Origin of the sequence: Desulfofarcimen acetoxidans DSM 771 (genome assembly GCF_000024205.1) — a bacterium.
Classification (GTDB): domain Bacteria; phylum Bacillota; class Desulfotomaculia; order Desulfotomaculales; family Desulfofarciminaceae; genus Desulfofarcimen; species Desulfofarcimen acetoxidans.
This window is the reverse complement of sequence record NC_013216.1, coordinates 1,019,014-1,040,344: the sequence shown is the minus strand read 5'-3', so window position 1 is coordinate 1,040,344 and position 21,331 is coordinate 1,019,014. Positions and strand designations below refer to the sequence as shown.

At 41.6% G+C, this 21,331-nt stretch carries 23 protein-coding genes; 9 read left to right on the top strand and 14 right to left on the bottom strand.

Features of this window, described 5'->3' with window-relative positions:
* Positions 1 to 24: 24 nt before the first annotated feature.
* From DTOX_RS04880 to aroF, 11 genes are all read right to left on the bottom strand, one after another.
* Positions 25 to 1,362 (bottom strand): ammonium transporter, encoded by a 1,338-nt coding sequence (locus DTOX_RS04880; RefSeq protein ID WP_015756619.1) that lies wholly within the window; start codon positions 1,360 to 1,362, stop codon positions 25 to 27.
* 146 nt (positions 1,363 to 1,508) lie between these two features.
* Entirely contained in the window at positions 1,509 to 1,850 is a 342-nt protein-coding gene (locus tag DTOX_RS04875) for a P-II family nitrogen regulator (protein WP_015756618.1), read from the bottom strand.
* A gap of 234 nt (positions 1,851 to 2,084) precedes the next feature.
* A complete protein-coding gene (locus DTOX_RS21310) occupies positions 2,085 to 3,671 on the bottom strand; it encodes a methyl-accepting chemotaxis protein (protein WP_015756617.1) in 1,587 nt (528 codons plus the stop codon).
* A 388-nt stretch (positions 3,672 to 4,059) separates the two neighbouring features.
* A complete protein-coding gene (locus DTOX_RS04865) occupies positions 4,060 to 4,551 on the bottom strand; it encodes a CBS domain-containing protein (protein WP_015756616.1) in 492 nt (163 codons plus the stop codon).
* 32 nt (positions 4,552 to 4,583) lie between these two features.
* A complete protein-coding gene (locus DTOX_RS04860) occupies positions 4,584 to 5,072 on the bottom strand; it encodes a CBS domain-containing protein (RefSeq protein WP_015756615.1) in 489 nt (162 codons plus the stop codon).
* 26 nt (positions 5,073 to 5,098) lie between these two features.
* Positions 5,099 to 6,469 carry a sigma-54-dependent transcriptional regulator gene (locus DTOX_RS04855; RefSeq protein ID WP_015756614.1) on the bottom strand — a complete coding sequence of 457 codons (1,371 nt, stop codon included), beginning with the start codon at positions 6,467 to 6,469 and terminating at the stop codon, positions 5,099 to 5,101.
* Positions 6,470 to 8,305 (bottom strand): two-component system sensor histidine kinase AtoS, encoded by a 1,836-nt coding sequence (gene atoS, locus DTOX_RS04850; protein ID WP_015756613.1) that lies wholly within the window; start codon positions 8,303 to 8,305, stop codon positions 6,470 to 6,472. It abuts the gene before it with no gap.
* Positions 8,306 to 8,501: 196 nt separating this feature from the next.
* A complete protein-coding gene (locus tag DTOX_RS04845; protein ID WP_015756612.1) occupies positions 8,502 to 9,590 on the bottom strand; it encodes a sulfite exporter TauE/SafE family protein in 1,089 nt (362 codons plus the stop codon).
* Between the two features lie 2 nt (positions 9,591 to 9,592).
* Positions 9,593 to 9,859, bottom strand: a complete 267-nt coding sequence (locus DTOX_RS04840) for a hypothetical protein (protein ID WP_015756611.1) — start codon at positions 9,857 to 9,859, stop codon at positions 9,593 to 9,595.
* Between the two features lie 501 nt (positions 9,860 to 10,360).
* Complete coding sequence (locus DTOX_RS04835; RefSeq protein WP_015756610.1) at positions 10,361 to 11,455, bottom strand: prephenate dehydrogenase; 1,095 nt, start codon at positions 11,453 to 11,455, stop codon at positions 10,361 to 10,363.
* Between the two features lie 129 nt (positions 11,456 to 11,584).
* Positions 11,585 to 12,637, bottom strand: coding sequence for a 3-deoxy-7-phosphoheptulonate synthase (aroF, locus tag DTOX_RS04830; RefSeq protein ID WP_015756609.1), 1,053 nt, complete (start codon positions 12,635 to 12,637; stop codon positions 11,585 to 11,587).
* A 369-nt stretch (positions 12,638 to 13,006) separates the two neighbouring features.
* Here aroF and DTOX_RS04825 point away from each other — a divergent pair, with 369 nt between their 5' ends.
* On the top strand, positions 13,007 to 13,942 hold the full coding sequence (locus tag DTOX_RS04825) for a methyltransferase (RefSeq protein WP_015756608.1): 936 nt from the start codon (positions 13,007 to 13,009) through the stop codon (positions 13,940 to 13,942).
* A gap of 20 nt (positions 13,943 to 13,962) precedes the next feature.
* Here the strand turns inward: DTOX_RS04825 and DTOX_RS04820 are convergent, their stop codons facing one another.
* Together DTOX_RS04820 and DTOX_RS04815 are read right to left on the bottom strand one after the other, a co-directional pair.
* Entirely contained in the window at positions 13,963 to 14,421 is a 459-nt protein-coding gene (locus tag DTOX_RS04820; protein WP_015756607.1) for a Fur family transcriptional regulator, read from the bottom strand.
* A 219-nt stretch (positions 14,422 to 14,640) separates the two neighbouring features.
* Positions 14,641 to 15,870 (bottom strand): D-alanyl-D-alanine carboxypeptidase family protein, encoded by a 1,230-nt coding sequence (locus tag DTOX_RS04815; RefSeq protein WP_015756606.1) that lies wholly within the window; start codon positions 15,868 to 15,870, stop codon positions 14,641 to 14,643.
* A 282-nt stretch (positions 15,871 to 16,152) separates the two neighbouring features.
* Between DTOX_RS04815 and DTOX_RS24715 the strand changes: the two genes are divergently transcribed.
* Positions 16,153 to 16,287 (top strand): hypothetical protein, encoded by a 135-nt coding sequence (locus DTOX_RS24715; RefSeq protein WP_015756605.1) that lies wholly within the window; start codon positions 16,153 to 16,155, stop codon positions 16,285 to 16,287.
* Between the two features lie 100 nt (positions 16,288 to 16,387).
* Here DTOX_RS24715 and DTOX_RS22020 read toward each other — a convergent pair whose 3' ends face one another.
* A complete protein-coding gene (locus DTOX_RS22020) occupies positions 16,388 to 16,603 on the bottom strand; it encodes a DUF4368 domain-containing protein (RefSeq protein WP_242652600.1) in 216 nt (71 codons plus the stop codon).
* A 23-nt stretch (positions 16,604 to 16,626) separates the two neighbouring features.
* Between DTOX_RS22020 and DTOX_RS23740 the strand changes: the two genes are divergently transcribed.
* The 7 genes from DTOX_RS23740 (at position 16,627) to DTOX_RS04785 (ending at position 21,257) form a co-directional block, all read left to right on the top strand.
* A complete protein-coding gene (locus tag DTOX_RS23740; RefSeq protein ID WP_157862857.1) occupies positions 16,627 to 17,031 on the top strand; it encodes a hypothetical protein in 405 nt (134 codons plus the stop codon).
* Between the two features lie 492 nt (positions 17,032 to 17,523).
* Positions 17,524 to 17,739, top strand: a complete 216-nt coding sequence (locus DTOX_RS04805) for a helix-turn-helix domain-containing protein (protein ID WP_042315423.1) — start codon at positions 17,524 to 17,526, stop codon at positions 17,737 to 17,739.
* Between the two features lie 30 nt (positions 17,740 to 17,769).
* The gene (locus DTOX_RS04800; protein ID WP_015756601.1) at positions 17,770 to 18,753 is read left to right on the top strand and encodes an SH3 domain-containing protein; all 984 of its coding nucleotides are present in this window, start codon (positions 17,770 to 17,772) and stop codon (positions 18,751 to 18,753) included.
* Positions 18,754 to 18,773: 20 nt separating this feature from the next.
* A complete protein-coding gene (locus DTOX_RS04795; protein ID WP_015756600.1) occupies positions 18,774 to 19,844 on the top strand; it encodes a virulence RhuM family protein in 1,071 nt (356 codons plus the stop codon).
* A gap of 30 nt (positions 19,845 to 19,874) precedes the next feature.
* On the top strand, positions 19,875 to 20,000 hold the full coding sequence (locus tag DTOX_RS24710) for a hypothetical protein (protein WP_015756599.1): 126 nt from the start codon (positions 19,875 to 19,877) through the stop codon (positions 19,998 to 20,000).
* Between the two features lie 11 nt (positions 20,001 to 20,011).
* Complete coding sequence (locus DTOX_RS04790; protein WP_015756598.1) at positions 20,012 to 20,194, top strand: hypothetical protein; 183 nt, start codon at positions 20,012 to 20,014, stop codon at positions 20,192 to 20,194.
* A 55-nt stretch (positions 20,195 to 20,249) separates the two neighbouring features.
* Entirely contained in the window at positions 20,250 to 21,257 is a 1,008-nt protein-coding gene (locus DTOX_RS04785) for a hypothetical protein (RefSeq protein WP_042315422.1), read from the top strand.
* Positions 21,258 to 21,331 lie beyond the last annotated feature (74 nt).

The window sequence follows — 21,331 nt, the reverse complement described above, 5'->3', positions numbered from 1 at the left end:
ACAAATTATATAAATTAAAACATATTATTCATTGGTATTGGCAAGTGAAAATCCAGGGGTGTTAATTAATGATGCTTGCAGACTTTGCCCGCCTATTTCAGTACTTTCCTGAATATTTATGGGACTTACTACCAGACCGCAATACGCGGGTATGCCATGCTCACTTAAATCCAAGCCTTCCATTTCTTCATCGGCGGTTACCCTGATACCCACAGTAGCTTTAAGCAGACTGAATATCAAAAAGGTTAGCCCAAAAGCCCACACTGATACAGAAACAACACCCAGAGCCTGTATTGATAAGAACTTAACACCGCCACCGTAAAATAAACCGCCATCTTTAGCAAACAAACCGAGAGCCAGGGCTCCCCAAACACCGTTAACACCATGTACGGCTATGGCACCGACAGGGTCATCGGCTTTCACTTTATCAAAAAACTCTACCGCAAGAACAACCAAAATACCTGCAATGAGTCCGATAATAACAGAGCTGCCCGGTGTAACATAGGCTGTACCGCCTGTAATAGCTACCAATCCGGCAAGAGCGCCGTTCATAGCCATACTGGGATCTGCCTTGCCGTATTTTAACCGGGTAAAGACCATCCCCATAAATCCACCGGCAGCAGCTGACAGATTAGTTGTCATTGCAATCGAAGCAATATTCCCATCCAAGCCCGACAAAGAACTGCCTGGGTTAAAACCAAACCAACCAAACCAGAGAATAAAAGCCCCTAAAAACGCTAAATGCAGGTTATGTGCCGGTATAACATTTACAGAGCCGTCTTCATTAAATTTGCCGCGGCGGGGTCCTAAAACCATCACTGCAGCTAAAGCACTCCATCCTCCCACAGCGTGAACAACCGCTGACCCGGCAAAATCCTTCATACCCATTTGGGCCAACCAGCCGCCGGAGTTCCAGACCCAGTGACCGGCTATGGGGTAAACAAAGGCCGCGGCACAAAAAGTATAGACCATATAAGGAAAAAACTTCATTCTCTCTGCCACAGCACCTGAAACGATTGAGGCCAGTGCCATGGCAAATGCTGCCTGGAATAACCAGAACGCGCAAATAGGTATTCTTAATCCCAGGTGCGAGAAGCTGCCGCTGACCATATAGCCGCCACTTCCCCACAACCCCGAGTGATCCAGTCCAAACATAACACTAAAACCAATTAACCAATAAGCTAACATGCCTACAGTCGTATCTGTAAAAACCTTCATGACAATATTTACTGAGTTTTTGGCCCGAATGAAACCGGCTTCCAAAAAAGCAAAGCCGCCTTCCATGAGAAAAACCAGTGCTGCACAGAGCAATACCCAAACAGTATCAAGCCCTACTGCAAGTGATTGCGAACTGACTTCCATGTTTTCTCCTCCTTAAAAATAAAAACACCCTGGGGAGAAATCACTTATCCTCAGAGCGTCTTTGCTCAGTAAACATCTTTGTCTATGTATTCAGTTTTTTAAAAATCTCTCCACAGAGTACAGTTGCTCAAATCACAGCCTTGTGTCTAACGCAGAGCATCGTCTCCTCTGTCACCAGTTCGAATCCTTAAAGCATTCTCAACCGGTAGAACAAATATCTTACCGTCACCCACTTCACCGGTTCTGGCTGCTTTAATAATTATGTCAATTACCTTATCCACCAACTCATCCACAACTATTATCTCCAGCCTAACCTTGGGCAGCAAATTTATGCTATACTCATGACCACGATATATACCGGTTCTGCCTTTCTGCAGGCCACATCCAAGGACCTGGGAAACGGTCATACCCAAAACACCGCACTTCCCCAAGCCGTCTTTAACCTCTTCAAGCTTGGATGGCCGTATAACAGCTTCAATCTTCTTCACGAATAACATCCCCCTGCAAAAGACAGTCAGAAAGCAAGAAAATAAAACGCCCCTCAACTAAGTGAAAGTTGTAGGGGCATCGTTGCCTCATAATTCCTACAAAAACTTAAAGCCCTAATATCATTTGATACAACTATGTATCCTTAATGCTTCACTGAGCTAATTATATATAAAAACTATCAAAAAAGCAACCTATTTTCTTATAAAATTTTCGACTTCTTTTACAAACTGGTCTTATAGTTTATACATAGCAGTTAATGCCTGAAGGCGCTCTGCCATACTTGTCAAATCATGAGCAGAACTCGACACCTGTTCTATATTGGCGTTGGTTTGCTCACTGGCTGCCGCTAAGTTCTGTGCCATCTGAGAAGTATTCTCTATGGCTGAGGATATTTCCGCTATCATTTTGGAAACCTGGTTTATTTCAGTTATTATTTCTGTCAGCACATCGCCTGTTTCCTGTGATACTTTTACCCCATCATTTACCTGCAGGCTAACATCGCTCATGGATGTCACCGCCAGTTCGGTCTGCTGTTGTATCTCTTTAACAATACTGGCAATATCTTTAGTGGCACCGGCCGACTGTTCAGCTAACTTGCGAACTTCCTCCGCCACCACGGCAAAACCCCTGCCGGCTTCACCTGCTCTGGCCGCTTCAATAGCCGCATTCAAAGCCAACAGGTTGGTCTGATCAGCTATATTAGTGATAACTTCAAGTATTTGTCCGATCTCGTGAGAGCGTTTAGCTAAATCACTGATCACGGCTGTGCTTTCCAGTACTTTGCCGTTAATCAAATCCATCTTCTGCATGGTATTATCCACTGCCTGGCTGCCCTGTCGAGCCTTAACTGCCATTTCTTCAGATGTGCGGTTAATAATACTGGAACTGGCAGACTGCTCTTCCACAATAGAGGCCAACTCAGTTATAGTCCCCACTACCTCCTGCACCGCCGAGGTCACTTGTTCGGAGGTAGCAGATAACTGTTGGCTGTGGGCTGCCAAATTATTGGAAGAACCGCTTATTTCCATAATCATGCCTCGCCTGTCCTTAAGCATTTTATTAAAAGTAACCCTTAATTTGCCTATCTCATCATTTGATTTAATCTGCAACTCTCTTTCAGTCAAGTCATTTTCTGCGCCCATTCTGTGCATTTCATTAGTTACTTCAACAATCGGACTGGATATGGACCTGGTTATTAACACTGCAATTAAGAGAGCAATTAAAATAGCTATGGTTATTATAATTACGACCAGTCTTCTCACTGCCGCGGCATCGTCAACAGTACTTGTCACTATTTTATCTATATCGGTATACTTGCTGTCAGTATACTCCTGAAGCAATCTCTGAGTTTCCTGGTATTCATCCAGTACAGTAGTACCCGCTTCCTTTGCTCCGGGCAAATCACCTGCTCTGACCAGAGGGATAACCTCCTGCAGACATACCTCTACATAATGATCATTGCTTGATTTTATCTTATTCATCAATTCTATATTTTTCGGCTGGCGACTGGCGTTTGCAATTTCCTGAGTTTTTTGAGAAGCTTTTTTTGCCGTCTCAGCAAACTGGAGGGCATATTTCTCATCACCGTAAAGCATAAAGGCCCTTAGTTCCATCACCTGCTGGTCAAGGTATTTCTGCAGCATGTAAGCATTATTGTACCTTGGCATTTCGTTTTTCTGCAAATTAACTGCCTCTTCATAAATGACACCGAATTTATACACGGCTATCAGTGCAGCTATTGATATAACCAGCAAAACCAGTATAAAAGAGCTGATTATCTTTGTAGCCAGTTTCATATTTCTAAATCTCAAAACTATCATCCTTCCTCCAATTATAATATATATCAGAATGCTTATAAGTCCCTTTGCTTCATGATATGCACACTCCCTTCTGATTTTAGAGATTTATACGAGGTTTTATTTCCTCCTTTTTATTAATAATTAAGTATATTGACATATTACAATATCAATTTTTATTATAAATGCCTATTATTTTCAAAAATATCTGACTAAATAAAATATTTTTATATAAATTCTAGCAACTTTATAAATTACCTTTTAAATACCTTAAATTCTTAGAACAATATTTATGAAACAAACATAAAAAACCCTGTCGAATGGCAGGGTTTTTATGTCTGTTTCATAAATTTATTATTTTCAAGTGCAGCAGCAACTAAAAATCAGTAATTGTCCGGCGATAAGAATCAAGTTAAACAACAAAATAATTCTTAATAACCGCAAAAATATCCAATACACGCACTACACCCACTAATTGATTATTCCTTAATACCGGCAATGAGTTTACATTATATTTTAGCAATACCTTAGCTGCCTCGTAAATACTGTCTCCGGCATTAACCGAGGCACTGTTAATAGGCCTCATAACATCTCTGACCCTGATTGAATTCTCTTTTAAACGCTGCATATAGTACCAGCCCCAGGACTCAGACTTAATACCTATATCATCAAGCAATTCCTGTAAGCCGGCTGCTTTCAGTAAACCCCGTATAGTTAGGACACCTACAAATTGACTGCAATTATTTATAACCAGAACGCTTCTATGTCCATGCCAAGCCATTCCATCCCGGTGAAAGGAATTCTGTATAACCTTAATTGCATCGTAAACTGTAGCATCCTCGGCAATTTTTTGATAATCTTCTACCGGAATCATTATTTCTTCAACTGCCTTATTACGTACCAAGCCTATACCCCCCGGCGGCAATAATTATCTTATTATTCCAATAATTCTCCCAGTGACCAGAACAAATCAATTGTCCGGACAATGCCTACCAGTTGTTTTTTGTCCATCACCGGTAAAGAATTCACCCTCCTTTTAACCACCAGAAGCAGGGCCTCAAATACAGATTCATCTTTCTGTACGGTAACCATATTAATCGGTCGCATAATCTCTTTAACCGTGATACTTGCATCATCCAGATAATGAGCGAAATAAAAATCACTGAATGAACGGTTTTTTGTCAGTTGCTCACCACCGGCTTTCATCTTCAGAGCCTTTAACAGACTTCGCAAAGTCAGAATACCAATGGGAATCCCTTTATTATTAATTACAAGAAGGGATTGAAAACCGAACCAGGTGCCGTCCTTTTGATGAAAAAATACACTTAAAGTATTAATAGCTTCTACGACTAATGCATCCTGCTTTATGACCGGGTAATCCTCTTTGGGAATCATGATGCTTTGAACTGTAGATACTCGGGCCATATACCAACCCCCGTTTTTACCGTTAATTATTCGATGATACCCAGCTCTTTCATCTTTGCATAAAACGAGCTGCGGTTCATTTTTAAGGCGCTGGCAGCTGCCGATCTGTTCCAGTTATTATCTTCCAGCGCTTTAATTATAACCTCCCGTTCAACCTCCGAGACTATCTCTTTAAAAGATTCTCCTTCAATCTCAGAAAGCCAGCTTAACCGTTTAGAACCCTTTTTTAGACTTATTGGCAGGTCATCCAGAGTAAGAACCGGCCCGCTTGACATCAACACGGCTCGCTCACACAGGTTTTTCAATTCTCGTACATTGCCCGGCCAGTCATAGGCTCTCAACATTGCGGCTGCCTCATTGGAAAAACCCGTTACAGCCTTACTGTACTCAACATTGCAGCATTTAATGATATAGTCCACCAGTGCGGGTATATCTTCTTTTCTCTCTCTTAAGGGAGGCAACATAATATCTACAACATTAAGGCGATAAAACAGGTCCTCCCTAAATACCCCTTCCTCGATAGACTTTTCCAAGTCGATATTCGTAGCGGCAATAATCCGCACATCAACCTTAATAGTTTCAGTACCGCCCAACCTGTCAAATTCCTTCTCCTGCAGCACTCTTAGCAGTTTTGCCTGTAAAGCAGGAGACATTTCTCCAATTTCATCCAAAAACAATGTCCCTTTATTTGCCAGCTCAAACCTGCCTGATTTAACACTCACTGCTCCTGTAAAGGCCCCTCTTTCATAACCAAACAGTTCACTTTCCAACAAACTTTCCGGTATGGAGGCGCAATTGATTTTTATAAAAGGTTTATCCTTTCGCACACTGTTATAATGAATGGCCCGTGCCACCAGCTCTTTGCCGGTACCGCTTTCCCCGCGGATTAACACTGTAGCTGAGGTGTTGGCAACCCGGCCGATAATTTTATAAACATTCTGCATAATAGGTGAAAAACCGATCATCTGATCTTCTTTATATTCAATATCTTCATCCGGCATATCTGTATTATCATCAATCAATTCTTTTATTTCTACAGCCTTTTCCAAAACCCTCATGACTTCCTTAATATTTAAAGGCTTCATTAAATAATCAAAAGCACCTAATTTCATAGCCTCAATCGTCGTTTCCGTTGATCCGTAGGCAGTCATAAGAATTATTGGTATTTGACTGCCCCTTCTATTTATAATTTCCAGCACCTCAATACCGCCCATTTCAGGCATTCTTATATCCATGAAAACAACATCCGGCTGATATTGATCAATTTTATCCAGAGCATCCCGACCGTTTGAGGCTGTTTTCACATTAAAGCCGCTGTCCAGGAAAATATCCGTGAGCACCTCACGTACACTGCTCTCATCATCTACTACCAGAACCAGCTTAGCAGGCTTGGTCATCTAATCTTCCTCCTTCGTTTTTAAATAAAACGAAAATTTTGCTCCCCGACCTACCTCACTTTCCACTTCAATATGCCCACCATGCGCTTGTATTATCTCATGCGCAATAGCCAATCCAAGACCGGTTCCTTTAGGACGAGTAGAAAAGAAAGGATCGAATAGCTGAGCCAAGTTTTCAGGGGGAATTCCACAACCGGTATCCGATACGGAAACATAAACCTTATCTTTGGCCGCACAATATTCAGTGCTTACGGTAACAGTTATTTCTTCCTGTATTGCCTGCATAGCGTTAAAAAACATATTTGCCAAAACACGCTCGATCTGCTCCGGATCGATCCATACCAGAGGTAAATTTGATTGGTAATTTCGAACAAAATTGCATTTATCCTTGTAAACCTCTTGAAAGAAACCTAACACATCTTCTATTAAAAAGTTAATATCCTTTTTGATAAATTTCGCCTCGGCCGGCTTGGCAAAATACAAAAGCTGGTCTACTATTGTATCAAGCCTGGTCACTTCTCTAAACATGGTTGACAGGGCCTTGGGACTTGGGATATTTTGATCCTGCCAGTGCTGAATATAACAACTAATTGAAGTAAGAGGGTTTCTGATTTCATGCGCCACACCGGCGACCAGTTTACCCAGAGCCGCCAAGCGTTCCTGACGGTGAACCCTTTCCCTAAGTTTAACACGTTCAGTAATATCATGCACAGTCAAAACAGCGCCGATAATATTATCTTGAGCATCCAACAAAGGCGAAGCGCTTAAAAGAAGCTGCAACAACTCCTTCGCCTCAGTATGCCAAACAACCAGCAAATCTTTAGAATACCAGTTATCTTCCAGTGTCCTCCTCATATAATCGGCAAAAGGAGGATCAACAGGCAGCACCTCAGCGTAATGCTTATAAAAAAAATCCGGCGGAAGGTTAAAAATCTCTTTAGCCATATTGCTGGCAATAATTAGCTTTCCGGCCGCATCGACCACTAAAATAGCATCATTAATTGAAAGCAGCATAGTTTGATTATATAGATTAAGGTCAGATATTTTTTTAGCAAAACGGTTAACAGCGTTTACTATTTCACCCAACTCACCCGGTGCTGCAGTTAAGGTTTTGCTTAAATTATTTTCCAATAAATTTACACCATCCCTGATATGGTGCACCTGGTCGACAAACTGCCGGAATAGCAGCATGCTGCCGCCAATCCCGGTAACAATAAGAGTTAAAATAACAGCGTAAACTATAGTCTCTACTTCCCGACGCTTGGTATAATAACCAACCTCGGAAAGATAGTCAGCAATTCTGATAACGCCTTCCACCCGGTTATCCCTGACAAAAGGCTTATATATTTCGACAATTCCACCTTCCTCTGAGCCCACATTTTGAAAAACATCCTGTTGTTTTTCCAGAGTTTCATCAAAAGCCTTCTTGCGGCGCAGTGAATAATTTTCATTTAATCGCTCCGTACCGTCATAAAATACATCCAATTCTTTACAATATATCCCCATATGAACATTTGGGTAATCCCGGTGAACACTGCCTATTACCCCGTTAACCATTTTGCCCAGAATGATTCTTTGCTCTTCCCTGCTCAGTTTAGCCGCGCCTTGACTTTCCAAATAACTGCTCAAACTACCGGGTATCTCCTGTTCGATACGATAAGCAGCCATATTGAGGGTTTTTTTCTGATTTTCTAACAAAGCCATCTCACTATTCTTGCTGATATGCAGCATATAACCGATCAAAAGCACCGGGATAACTAATAGTAATAGAACAAAGAACAAAATGCGGTTACCAAAACTTACATTGTTTAGTTTTTTTAGTATAAGCTTGCGCATTAATACCCCCGCTTTTCTATAAGAGATAACTACTATTATATATTCAGTCACTTACTGAAGTAAAGAATATAACTTATCTCTTCAAGGGAGAGTGCCTTATAAAAAAAATTGGCAAAGTTTTAAACTCTGCCAATAACACATATTTATGGGAAGATTAGTAATATTAAGGTCAGAACCTTAATCCTTAATGACATTTTTATGATGCGCTGGCTTTACTTTCAGCAACTTGACCTTTGACAATCGAACCCCTTCGATAAGCCTTAAGCATCCAACTGAGAATAATACCTGAGCCAACCAAACCACTGGCATAAAGTATTAAATTACTGGCCAAAGTTAAGTTATCATGCATGGCTTTAGCCATTGACAAACTACCCAGATCATTCAAATATACAGGAACCATTAATACACGGCTTATGGCCACCACCGCAATAACACTGGTCATAACAATTTTAATTTGAAAACCACGCACTACACGCGTACCGATAGCGCCAAGAGTTAAGCCTAACAAAGAGCCCAAATACAGGCAAAGTACAATTCTTAAATCAACATAGCCGTAAAGAGCATACATGAAAGCTCCCTGCATCCCGGAGAACACAGCCAAAAAGAGTTCTGTACCGGCGGCCACATAAGTCGGCACACCCAGTATATAAATCATTGCCGGCACACCGATAAAACCGCCTACACCGATAGAACCCGCCAAAAAACCTGTGGCAAAACCAACTGCCAGAGCAAGCCAGACAGAGGTTCTAACATTGGCAACCTTAAAATAAACCATGGGCGGAAGGTTTATGTTCTTTATTTTTTCAGCCAAGCCTCCACCTTTGGGTTTTATGCCTTTCTTTATATTACTGATGTCACGGGCCATAAACAGTGATACACCTGTAAGCATAACCACAAACAAAACACTGATATACAAATTTGAACCGGCCTGACCCAACTTATGCAAAACCCCGCTGTTCATAGTTACAGCAACCTGCACACCGGCCAATAGCGCGATAAACATTACTATGCCCATTTTTCTATCAACATTACCAAATTCACCATGTTTCTTGGAACCAACTATAGCCTTACCGAATTTATGTGTAATATTCGCGGCTACAGCCATTATACCAGGGACACCAAGGCTCATCATAGCAGGTGTCATGATAAAGGCTCCACCGGAACCTAAAAACCCGCTTAATAACCCTCCTACAAAACCAATTGCCGCAAGTTTTATAGCAAACGGGGGAGTCATAGTAAGAAACGTAATAGCTTCCCCTGCTGTCGGCATTGCTCCACCTGCCATGTCTATTCCTCCCTCAAAACTTGAGATTCCAGAGTTTGTTCTAAAGTACACTTGCAAAGTTTTGAAATGGCTGCTCCGAAAATATAAGATACAACTACTGTAATGCTCATCGAAATCAGAGGAGCATAATATGTTTTATTAGTTAAAAGATCCATTAACGCTTTAGCATTAGTAAAAACCATATAATATATAATACCTGATAATATGAATAATATTACTGCCTTAATAATTGCTGACGATTTACTCTCTGTATGGTGATCGTGACTCAAGGTACTCCACCTCCTAAAAGCTTTCCCAATAAAATACAAAATTAATTTAATCAATTCATCAAATTACTGTGTCAAATAATGTGCTTGGCTCTTCAACTTCAAAGGTGCTTAAGGATAAGATTAAATTGCTAAGGTGCTTAATTGAGACGGTCAAACTTATTAGTACTTTTTATAACTTGCTTCAGCATACCCCCTCTCTTTACCAGTACAAGTAGCAAATACAATGCCAATATTTTTTCAACCGCCACCCCAGTGATTGCAGCAATTTCTCACCCTAAAACAATAGGCAGGTGATTAGTATCCGGTCAACGCCGGTTATTTTTTAATCACCTGCCACTGAAAAAATCCGCCCATTAAGTTTTTTAAACTTTTTATCGGACATTTTTATAATGCTCAACTGTCCAGATATAAGCCAACAAACACATGTTAAAGTTCATCCGAATAATTTACCCTTACTTCTTTAGCGAAATATTTTTATGCTTACCGCCCAAATTCCTAATCTCACCTTTTTCTCACCAGAAAACCCTGCTCCTGTAAGGTCCGCAACGCCGCCTCTTGCCGGAATTCATCAATAAAAGCCAGGCGAATAGTACCCTCATGCCCTTCACGCACCCTTAATATTTCTATATCAGAAATATTAATATCTAATTCACCCAAATAACCTGTCACATCAGCAATCATACCGGGACGATCCGGTATGGTAACGACAATTTCATAGAGTGCGGGAAAGTAGCCTTTGGACTTGGCCGGAACAGCTGCTCTGACTTTAGCAGCCTCCTGTATCAGTCCCATAATCTTTTTATCATCCGATTTTTCAACTGCCTCCTTAAATAAAGCTAATTGCATATTAAAATCAGCCAAAACCTGCAGCACTTTTTCTCTATTGGACAAAAATATGTCCCGCCACATAACCGCGTTGGACATAGCAATCCTGGTAGTATCTTTAAACCCTCCCGCCGCCAACGGCAAAATACTCTCCCAGCCCGGCAGGGCAGCTAAAGTATTTACCAGCGTATAAGCTACAAGGTGCGGCAAATGACTAATAACAGCAACTGACTGATCATGCTCCTCGGGAGCCAGTTCTACAGTTCTTGCTCCCAGCAAGCTAACCATATATTTTACTTTACTAAGAGCAGCAACATCAGTATCTTCGTTTATGGTAAGCAAATAATAAGCATTTTCAAAAAGATGGGAATCCGCACCCAAGACACCTGAAATTTCCGAGCCAGCCATGGGATGACCACCTACAAAATATATATCCCCGGGCAGTAAAGCTGCGGCCCTAGCAGTAATTTCCATCTTAGTGCTGCCGACATCCGTTATAACAGTCCCGGCTGATAAATACGGCAGCATCCTCTCAAGTAAAATAACTGATTGAGCTACCGGTGCTGCCAGTATAACCAGCTCAGCGGCTCTAACACCCTCCTCCAGGGAAACTGTAGTCTCGCTAACCGCACCTAATTCCAAGGCCAGCCTAAGATTTTCTTTATCCAAATCTATACCTGTTATTTTCACATCAGTAAGTTTATTACTTAAGGACAGACCTATTGAACCACCAATCAGGCCCACTCCGACAATAGCAATTTTTTTAAACATCCTAACTTTCCTCCCACCGAAACAAGAAACCGCCTTGAAAAACGGAACAGCCCGTTTCACAGCAAGGCGGTTCTTAGATTTTAAGCATCCCGCGCGCAACCGCTTATCTTTTTATTACACTGCCAACAACTAACTGATGTCAAGCTGCTGCAAATGCATATCAGGGACGGCCAAATCTCGGCAAACAGAATTCTGCAGGCCGGCCAATCTAAGCATCAATACAGTAAAATTTTTCGGTGTCAGTGACTGTGCCCCGTCACAAAGAGCCTTTTCCGGTTCGGGATGAACTTCTATGATCAGGCCATCTGCTCCTGCTGCGAGAGAAGCCATAGCCATTGGCTCAACATAATTCCAGTGACCCGTTGCATGACTGGGATCCACTACTACCGGCAGGTGGGTAAGTTTTTTAAGTACAGGAACAGCCGCAATATCCAGAGTATAACGCGTAAACTCGTTTACACCTCTAACACCACGCTCGCAAAGGATAACATCTTCATTACCTCCGGCTAAAACATATTCTGCCGCGGCTAAAAACTCCTCAATAGTAGCATTGGCTCCCCTCTTTAAAAGTACCGGTTTGCTAACCCGTCCAACTTCCTTTAACAAGTCAAAGTTTTGCATATTCCTGGCGCCAATCTGCAGCACATCGGCGTATTTAGCCACTAGCTGCACAGATCTTGTATCCATAACCTCTGTTACAATTTTCAGTCCGGTTAATGTCCTGGCCTCAGCTAAAAATTTTAGGCCGTCTTCATTGAGACCCTGAAATGAGTAGGGAGAGGTGCGAGGCTTAAAAGCTCCACCACGCAAAAAAGTAGCACCGCAAGCTTTAACTGTATGAGCTGTTTTCAAAAGCTGCTCCCGGCTTTCAACCGCACACGGCCCTGCCATAACATGAATTTTGTCTCCACCTATTTCCAAATTATCTACCTTAACTACTGTATCGGTTTTCTTAAAAGCCCTGCTGGCCAGTTTAAACGGCGTAGAAACTTCAACTACCCGCTGAACAGAAGCAACCCCTTCAATATTAAGTTTTTTCAAACCATCAACCTTTAATGTGGAAACTATCACCGGATTCATATTGCTTCTGGTCCTAAACGCCAATACACCTTCATCATTAAGCCTGCCCAATACTAAATCTATATCTTTCTCCGGTGCAAAGCGGTTAAATTCAATAAGCATAACAGTACCTCCTCAGCGTTTATAGCTATTTGTTTTGACAGTCTTCTGCCTACTAAACGGAACAGTCACTAAAAAACGCAAAAAACACCCCCTGCAGAGGAGTGTTAACCGGTACTTAAAAACATAATAATCCCCCCTACCATACTTCCATCCTACATTTTACAGATAATACCGCGACTCTCAGACCTATATGCAATAACCCATTCTACATTTTACATTTTAACACACATACCTATTTATTTACAAGCTCACTAAATATTATAGCGATAAAAAATAGCTTTATAATTACTGAAATGTTTTTTAAGATTTAGAGTATTATAAAACAAAAAAATATATTATGATAGTTTAAAACTTGAAAGGAGAATCTTCATGAATATCAATAATTTTGAATTCCCCAGAGAATTCTTGATTGTTGGAGCAGCAGTTAAAACGGGCATTTTTCAAGCCCTGCACAAAGAAGCATTAACCCCGGAACAGTTGGCACAAAAATTAAAAGCTGATCCAAGGGCTGTCTGGGTTGTAACAGAATCACTTTTGGAATTAGGTTACCTTAAACAAACAGATAATGTTTTAAAAATCAGCAATCAGGCCAACTCTATGTTTTACAACCCCGAAAGCCCGGACTATAACGGTTTTGCTTTTATGCATACTTATGACTTGTTTACTCCCTGGTTGGGATTGCCGGACACGATAATCAGCGGAAAACCTTACCCCAAAGAAAAAAAACAGGGACCGCCTAAAAATTTCATCAGGGCCATGAGTCATATCGCTCAAAAAAGCGCCCCCAACGTAACCGCTTATTGTTTAGAAGGACTGCCACGGAAATCTAAAATACTTGATATAGGAGGCGGACCTTTAACTTACGCGAGGGAATTTGTAAAACGCGGAGCTTCCGTTACTATTCTCGATCTACCTGCAGTTATAGATATGATGCAGCCGGATCTTTTGCCGGGTGAACCGATTACTATGCTTAAAGGAGACTTTAATGAAGGATTGCCTGACGGTCCCTTCGATTTAATTTATCTGGGCAATGTATGCCACATATATGGTGAAAAAGAAAACCGGCGGCTCTTTCAACGATCCGCTAAAGCACTGTCGGCAGAGGGAAGAATTGCTATAATAGATATGATTCGCGGTACAAATGTCCACGCCGCGCTATTTGCAGTAAACATGCTGGTAAATACTGAAAACGGAGGCACCTGGACTTTTGAACAATACAAAGAATGGCTTACAGATGCGGGTTTTAAGGTTAAACCTTATTCCGAAATCAGCGGAAGACAAATAATCACAGGAGATAAACAGTAAAACACCCATTTATGGGTGTTTTACTGTTTATTATTTGACTTGGCCATACACTCTTTGCATATACCAAATATTTTTAAGTGGTGGTTGCTAATAGAAAACTGGTAATCATTAGTTATTCTATTCTCCAATTCCTCCAGCAAATCCTCATTTACTTCAATAATTTTATTACACTTTTCACAAATTAAATGATGGTGGTGGTGACCGTCCCCACTGTCATCGCCAAACTCATACCGCTTGCGGCCATCCCCAAAATCCATGGCATGAATAATATTGAACTCACAAAATAACTCTAGAGTACGGTAAACAGTTGCCAAGCCCATATCAGGGGATTTTTGCTTAACTAAATTATATACTTCCTCAGCACTCAGGTGCTTATCTTTATTCTCCAACAATATGCATAAAATACATTCTCGTCTTGATGTAAGTTTGTGTTCATGAGATCTTAGCTTCTCGCTGACTTCTGCAATAAATTTCCGCACTTGTTCCACCACCAGAGCACTTTTTTGTTAGTATATTTAACCAAAATTAATTTGTCAACTAAAAAGAGCAGTATACAATAAGTATAACTGAAATCAATTGTTATTAATATATTATATTCTGTACTTTTTAAGCAAAACCCTTTGAAGGAAACAAAGAATTATTGACATAATTAAAAAAAAGAAAAAGCTTATTGCATAAAAGCAAATAAACTTTTTCTATTATCTTATATATCCATTGGAGTACCGGCGTCTGATATAACGCTTGCGTCTACGAATTCTGCTTATTCTTAACCTCAATAATAATATTCCCAATAATATTCCCACTAAACCCACCGATAAGGACCAAACCCACCACCTGGCAATAATATTTCTTTCAATATCGCTTTGAGCCAGTAAATCAATACGAGCTATGTCGGTTTCTCCATCACTAAAGATTAGCTCGCCCAATTTTTGACCTTTTTTCAGCGGAGCTTTTATATTTTTATTCAAAACCAGCCTTCTTTTTAATTCATTGCCATTTTTAGTAGGCAAATTCCAGGTAAAATCCCTGTCGGTTACCAGGGAAACAGCCTTCAGTGAGCCATTCGACACTTCTGCCTGACCCATAACCTGTCCACGCTTGACCAGATATATATTACGAAAACTATTAAAACCATAGTTAAACAAATTCTCCGTATCAGTCCAAAGATCATTCCCTTCACTCTTTAACACTACCGCAATCAACTCACGGTCATCTCGCTTGACTTCTGCCGCAATACACTGTCCGGCTGCAACAGTATAACCGGTTTTGATACCAATAGCCCCTTCATATCTGGACAACAGCTTATTATGATTCACCATATATTTTTGACCTTCAGGATCAACCCTGGCAATAGTTATTTCTTTTTCCCGCACTATTTCCCTGAACTTATCATTTTGCATAGCATACCTTGCGATTAGAGCTAAATCATAAGCGGTAGTATAATGATCTTCATCCGGCAGACCATGAGGATTAGTAAAATGGGAATGAACAGCCCCTATTTCTTTCGCCTTTTGATTCATCATAACAGCAAAATTATCCGCAGACTTTCCATAGTGCTCAGCAATGGCCTCCGCGGCATCATTGGAGGAAGAAAGCAACAAAGCATAAAGCAAATCCCTAAGAGTTAGTTTCTCCCCTTCTTGCAAACCGATATTTGTTCCCTCAGTATTTGCCGCTTCCCAACTCACAGGTATCAGATCATCCATTTTACCTTTTTCAATAGCAATAATACCAGTAAGGATCTTGGTTGTGCTGGCTGGATACATCCTCTCCTGCATGTCTTTATTATATAGTATTTGCATATTTTGAGCATCCATTAATACTGCAGTCATACCGGTGATATCGGGGGCATCATCTGCAAATACCGGTGCAGCAAATGCCAGTAAATATATTAAAAAGATAATACCGATGATATGCTTCTTCAACATTCCTTTCACCCTTAAACCAGATCATTTTTGTTAGATAAATATTATGCTCATACTATTAACCCCAATAAACATACTATAGTATTATACCAATAAATAAGACAATCTCCAATATCTATTTTAGAGCTTGTGTTCTGCAACATTAAAATAACCAAATAAACGAGCTAACAAACATAATATCATATAATTATTTCCATTTACATTCAAAAACTTTTTTTGTTTGCAGATTATATTCGAGATTAAAGGGAAAAACTATATATAATCATAATCAAGGAGGGTTATATTTTGGTTCAAATTGATACTAACGGATTAAACGTTGCTGATTTAAATAATGAGGAGTTTCAGATGCTCTTAGACGCAGAAAAGAAAATTAACCAGAATAATAAAGACGAAGTCTATCTGCTGGCAGTAAGAAGGTAATGCTGTTTTTCAAAACATTAAAAGAACAAGGAGTGGACAAAGGCGCATATCCATAGGGACAAATTATGAACCGTGGGTATTAGGTGAGGCAGACAGCAGATTAAGCTGTCTGCCTTTGCCGTTGTTCGGCTATTTTCTCGGCTTCTTCTGCAAAAGCTCCGACGACGCAGATGTCACGGCAGTGGATTCTAATTTCCTGCTCCGCCGTTCTGGAGTACCGTTCTGCTCTCTCGCCGACCTCAATCTTTTCGATAAAGATGTTCAGAAGTTCACCGCTTAACTCGGTTATTTCAGTGTACCGCTTCGCCTTGTCGATGAATCGGGTGACGTTTGAGATGGATGCTTGCAGTTCCTCAATCCGATGTGCTGTCTGTGGGATACGCTCCTTCAGGCTTTTTTGTTCTGTGTTGTAATCCTCGGAGGAGACGTTCCTTTTGGTGCAAAATCATCATCGCCCATGATTCCTATTTTATGACCATTTTCATACATATCCTCGGCAACGGTGCCGCCGCCCATAATACCGACCTGTTTATTGATATCGCCCTTGCTGCCAACAGTTCCACCTCCCATGACACCAACCTTATTTCCGGTGAGTTGGTCGCCGGGATTGCCAACCATTGTACCGATGCTACCGCCGCCCTCATCAACTACCCATCCGAAGCCTGGTATCCATACATGGGGCTTGCCGTCGATGACTGTTCTATCGCCTGGCTTTGGTTCGGCGGAGGCTGGAACAGATTTTGACTAAGACTGTACTGCTGGTGCTGTCGGCGTCTCTGTTTCTTTCTCTGTAGTTTTCTCCGTTTTCGACAAGTTGCTTTCCGCGACAATCTCTGCTTCGAGAATCGGGGTATCTTCAGAGATAAAAATATGCGGAACCACCTCTGACCGAGCCTCAGATTCGGCGTTTATGGCGGCTTTTATTGGCGCGGCGGGTTAAACCCTCCACCTCTGCGTTCCGTGGTCACACAGAGGCACACAGCGCGACACAGGTGATGACGCCAATTCCAGCGATTATTTGCCTTTTCTTATAAACCATCTCCCTTCGCCAACACACATACCACAAGACAGTGCAGAAAGCTACTAAAATCTTCACAAAAATGCTGAGGCAAAAATGTGGTAAAAATGCGATATTTGTTTTTTTTATACGAAAAGAGGTGTTTTCAAGCTCCGCATGTGATATAATGATGCCATGCAAGGTAGCATGCCATGAGAAATAGTAACGAGGTGAATAACGTGGCGGTTAGTTATAATAAGCTTTGGAAATTGCTTATTGATAAAAAAATGAAAAAGAAAGAATTGCAGTCTGCTGCAGGTATCAGCGCCAGCTTAGTCACAAAACTTGGGCGCGATGAACCTGTGACAATGACAGTGCTAATGAAAATATGCAATGCTTTAAAGTGCGATATCAGTGATGTCATGGAGATTATCCCGGACGAGCCAAAAGATTAAGCCTTATAGGTGATTTTGTAGGGGATAGAAATGAGTAATATATTATGGGATGACCCGCCCTGGATGCGGTCAGTAAGACGTATGGAAGAGCTTTTTAGAGAGCCCGCTTGGGTGAGGTCATTTAACGAAACGAACTCTCGGCTTAACCAAATTTCACAATTACAAACCATATGGGAGCGAAATAGCAAACTGCTTGATTATTCGTCACAGTTACAACGGGCGACGGAATCAATTCGCATATGGGAAGCCGCTAAGCCTATGCTCGATATGCAGGACAGGCTCAAAGATATTTTGGGCAATCAACAGCTAATGCAAAGTATAAATGGAGCTGCTTTGCTACAAAAAGATTTGTTCGCTAATACTGGACTTATGAAAGCGGCACAGGAAGCTACTGCATGGTATAACAGTAATTCTATGTTGTTTCGCAGCATCGAAACGCTGATGCCGATTATTTCAGACACTCCTCTTATAAAAACCATTGCGGATGCTCAATTAAATTTTGCGGAAATGGTTCGGGGTTTCGATTTCAATTTTATTAGTTTCGGCGAAGGCACACTTATTTATGACGGTCATGAATACACGTCTGCGGAGCTAAGCATGGAACTGGACAATGAAATTGTTTTAGTTCAAACGCATAAGTCGATACCGGAACGGTTTGAAGAATTTAAGAAAAAGTATTGGGTGATACCCTTTATCATTTTTATACTTCTAACGCTACCGGATGTTTCTGACAAGATTGAGTATTATTCTGAAAAAATCAAGGCAGTTATTTCGACACTTAGTCCGCAACACGAAGAAACCTTTGCTTATGTAATCAGAGACAGCGCAGTACTCAGGGAATCAGCCGACTCAAAATCACCGCAGCTTGTACGTTTGCTGTACGATACAAAACTTCAGATGATTTCAGAAATGCCCCGCTGGGTTCAGGTTGAGTACATAGACGAGCAAGGTAATTCTTTTACAGGATGGATTTCAAAGATAAGTGTTACAACCGAGGATGATTCCCCAAATTAACCATAAAGGCGGTGAACATCATGAGTGATAAGAAGAAGAAAAAAAGTGTACAGCTTCGCAACAGCACAGCCGAGTTTTTAATATTTTCATATCAGGTCGGCGGTGATGGTGTTGAAGTCCGTGTTCAGAACGGAACAATATGGCTGAGCCAGAAGCAGATGGGATTGTTATTTGACACTTCATCTGGTAACATTGGCCTTCATCTAAAAAATATTTTTAAAGAAGAAGAATTGAAACAAGATTCAGTTACCGAGGAATTCTCGGTAACTGCCGAAGACGGCAAAAATTATCGTGTCAAGCATTATAACCTTGATGCCATCATTGCTGTAGGTTATCGTGTAAATTCAAAACGAGCGACAGCCTTTCGACAATGGGCAACAGGAGTTTTGCGTGATTATGCTCTGCATGGCTACTTGCTCGATAGAAAGCGGATGGAAAACGGCGCTTTTCTTGATGAGGATTATTTCGAACGTCTGCTTGAAGAGATTCGGGAAATACGACTCTCAGAACGACGCTTTTATCAAAAAATCACCGACATCTATTCAACTGCGATGGATTATGATAAAGATTCGCCCATAACAAAAGAGTTCTTTGCAAAGGTTCAAAATAAAATGCATTTTGCCGTTCACGGGAGTACTGCTGCCGAATTGATTGTTGAACGTGCCGACGCTAAAAAAGATTATATGGGATTAACCAGCTGGGCGAATAGTCCTGACGGGAAGATTCTCAAAAGCGATGTTACTATCGCCAAGAATTATCTGACGGCTGAAGAACTTGCTGATTTAGGCGCTATTGTGAATGCTTACTTGGACTTGGCTGAAAGGCGCGCCAAACGCAGAATCCCAATGACTATGGAAGACTGGGCTAATAGACTCGATATCTTCCTGCAGGCTGATGACAGGGAGCTTTTAACAAACGCAGGAAAAATATCGGCACAAATTGCAAAGGATCATGCAGAAAGCGAATATGAAAAGTATAGAGTCATCCAGGACAAGCTGTTTGAGAACGATTTTGACAAGCAAATGAAAATTCTTGAACAGGAGATTGCAAAATCAGAAAAAGATAAAGATTCTAATGGCGACAAAAACTGAGGTTCAATATAGTTTTCGGGGGTTGATGGTATGAGGCTACCGGAGTGTGGTTTGCTCGCCGAAGAAGAGTATGTTGACTATCTTGACGAACCGACTTCGCTGGATAATATTACGAGTGGTGGTGTTCCGCCGGCAACACGAAAGCTGAGTAAGTGAGGTGAACAGCAATGTGGCATATCACAATCAACGCGGGCGAACGCTCATTGCTGTACGCCGCCGAAACATTTGAACAGTTCGAGGCGCTTCTGCGACTCTTTGAAAAGCTGGGCAATGAGGAAAACGAGGCGTGGCGGGATTTTCAATTATTATTGTGGCCTATTTTTAGATTAACACAAACATGCGAGCGTTGAGCAGGACGATGACATTCGCGGCAATGCTTACGGCATTCAGGTTGGGCTGAAAGTCTTGCTGACCACCCGCCCCGGATATATGAAGCACTTCCTCACAAAGACGCTTAAGCAAATAGGCAATATCCTATCCGGCGACGAACTGCCCGGCAAGGATTATGTTGATGTTCTGCTGACTCAGTGGTTCATCGTCAAGCTCACTGAACCGGCATCAACGGCGACAACATCAGTAAAGAGAAGCGTACCGGCGCATAAACGCACTACGGATATTGCGTTCTCCTACGGTAAAATCAAAGTTGAGTACATACTCGACGATGAAGGCGAACCAGCTATACGAATCCCGTCTATCCGATTGGCGAGCCGTGATAACCCGGTGCTGAGAATCTTCTCAAACGCTGATATGGTATATCAGCACACCATTGGCATCTACGGAAACGATTACGCAGCAACATCAGAAGAGACTATCGTTCCGCTTTCCGATATTTCCGATGCCGACTTTATCAGGTTTTACGCTGAGATAATGATTGGCGGCAAAGAGATTTATACTTCCGGAAACGGACTGAATGCCGTGGCTCTGCTTTTCAAAGACTCAAAACTCCAAACAGGAAAAACCATTGATGAGGGCAACTATGTTCTGTTCGCACCCAAATCGGTTAATATAAAGTTCCAAGGCAATGTCGAACGGCAACGCCGCTCTTATTTCGCTCAGTTGATTGACATTTATATTCAGGGTGAGGTTTTGGTCTTCGCTGACGGAAGATTGCTCTTTTGCTCACGAATGCCGGAAGGTTCGCTCCGTTTCCGTCTGCCGCAAACGCAAGTGGAGTATGTTGCGCGTGACATTTCATACCCGCTGTTCAACCGTGATGAGTTTTCCATTACGGCTATCGGCGCATACGATGGCAAGGTGCGCCTTGTGTTGCTTGCGGTACTACTATTGACAGCGGGTGGAGGAAGAATATCGAGCCTCGGAAAGGCTTTGTTGTTGGCAATGACCCCAACGATATCGTCCCTGCCGGTAGCCGAAAACCACGGAAATACCATCGCGGCGACATCATTTATTTAGGCGATACCGAACGCCACGAACTCGACATCAGCACGTTCCGTTTCGGTGACCACCAAGTTGTGCTTCGGACAACG

Bases quoted from the DNA above. Each gene is read 5' to 3' on its own strand.
- DTOX_RS04860 (WP_015756615.1), bottom strand. From the start codon at position 5,072: ATGGCCCGAGTATCTACAGTTCAAAGCATCATGATTCCCAAAGAGGAT.
- DTOX_RS04855 (WP_015756614.1), bottom strand. From the start codon at position 6,469: ATGACCAAGCCTGCTAAGCTGGTTCTGGTAGTAGATGATGAGAGCAGT.
- DTOX_RS04800 (WP_015756601.1), top strand. From the start codon at position 17,770: ATGAGTAATATATTATGGGATGACCCGCCCTGGATGCGGTCAGTAAGA.
- DTOX_RS04835 (WP_015756610.1), bottom strand. From the start codon at position 11,455: ATGTTTAAAAAAATTGCTATTGTCGGAGTGGGCCTGATTGGTGGTTCA.
- DTOX_RS04845 (WP_015756612.1), bottom strand. From the start codon at position 9,590: ATGGCAGGTGGAGCAATGCCGACAGCAGGGGAAGCTATTACGTTTCTT.
- DTOX_RS04790 (WP_015756598.1), top strand. From the start codon at position 20,012: ATGTGGCATATCACAATCAACGCGGGCGAACGCTCATTGCTGTACGCC.
- DTOX_RS24710 (WP_015756599.1), top strand. From the start codon at position 19,875: ATGAGGCTACCGGAGTGTGGTTTGCTCGCCGAAGAAGAGTATGTTGAC.
- atoS (WP_015756613.1), bottom strand. From the start codon at position 8,305: ATGCGCAAGCTTATACTAAAAAAACTAAACAATGTAAGTTTTGGTAAC.
- DTOX_RS04825 (WP_015756608.1), top strand. From the start codon at position 13,007: ATGAATATCAATAATTTTGAATTCCCCAGAGAATTCTTGATTGTTGGA.
- aroF (WP_015756609.1), bottom strand. From the start codon at position 12,637: ATGCTTATTGAATTTAACCGCTTTGCACCGGAGAAAGATATAGATTTA.
- DTOX_RS21310 (WP_015756617.1), bottom strand. From the start codon at position 3,671: ATGATAGTTTTGAGATTTAGAAATATGAAACTGGCTACAAAGATAATC.
- DTOX_RS04815 (WP_015756606.1), bottom strand. From the start codon at position 15,870: ATGTTGAAGAAGCATATCATCGGTATTATCTTTTTAATATATTTACTG.
- DTOX_RS04880 (WP_015756619.1), bottom strand. From the start codon at position 1,362: ATGGAAGTCAGTTCGCAATCACTTGCAGTAGGGCTTGATACTGTTTGG.
- DTOX_RS23740 (WP_157862857.1), top strand. From the start codon at position 16,627: ATGCTTGCAGTTCCTCAATCCGATGTGCTGTCTGTGGGATACGCTCCT.
- DTOX_RS04795 (WP_015756600.1), top strand. From the start codon at position 18,774: ATGAGTGATAAGAAGAAGAAAAAAAGTGTACAGCTTCGCAACAGCACA.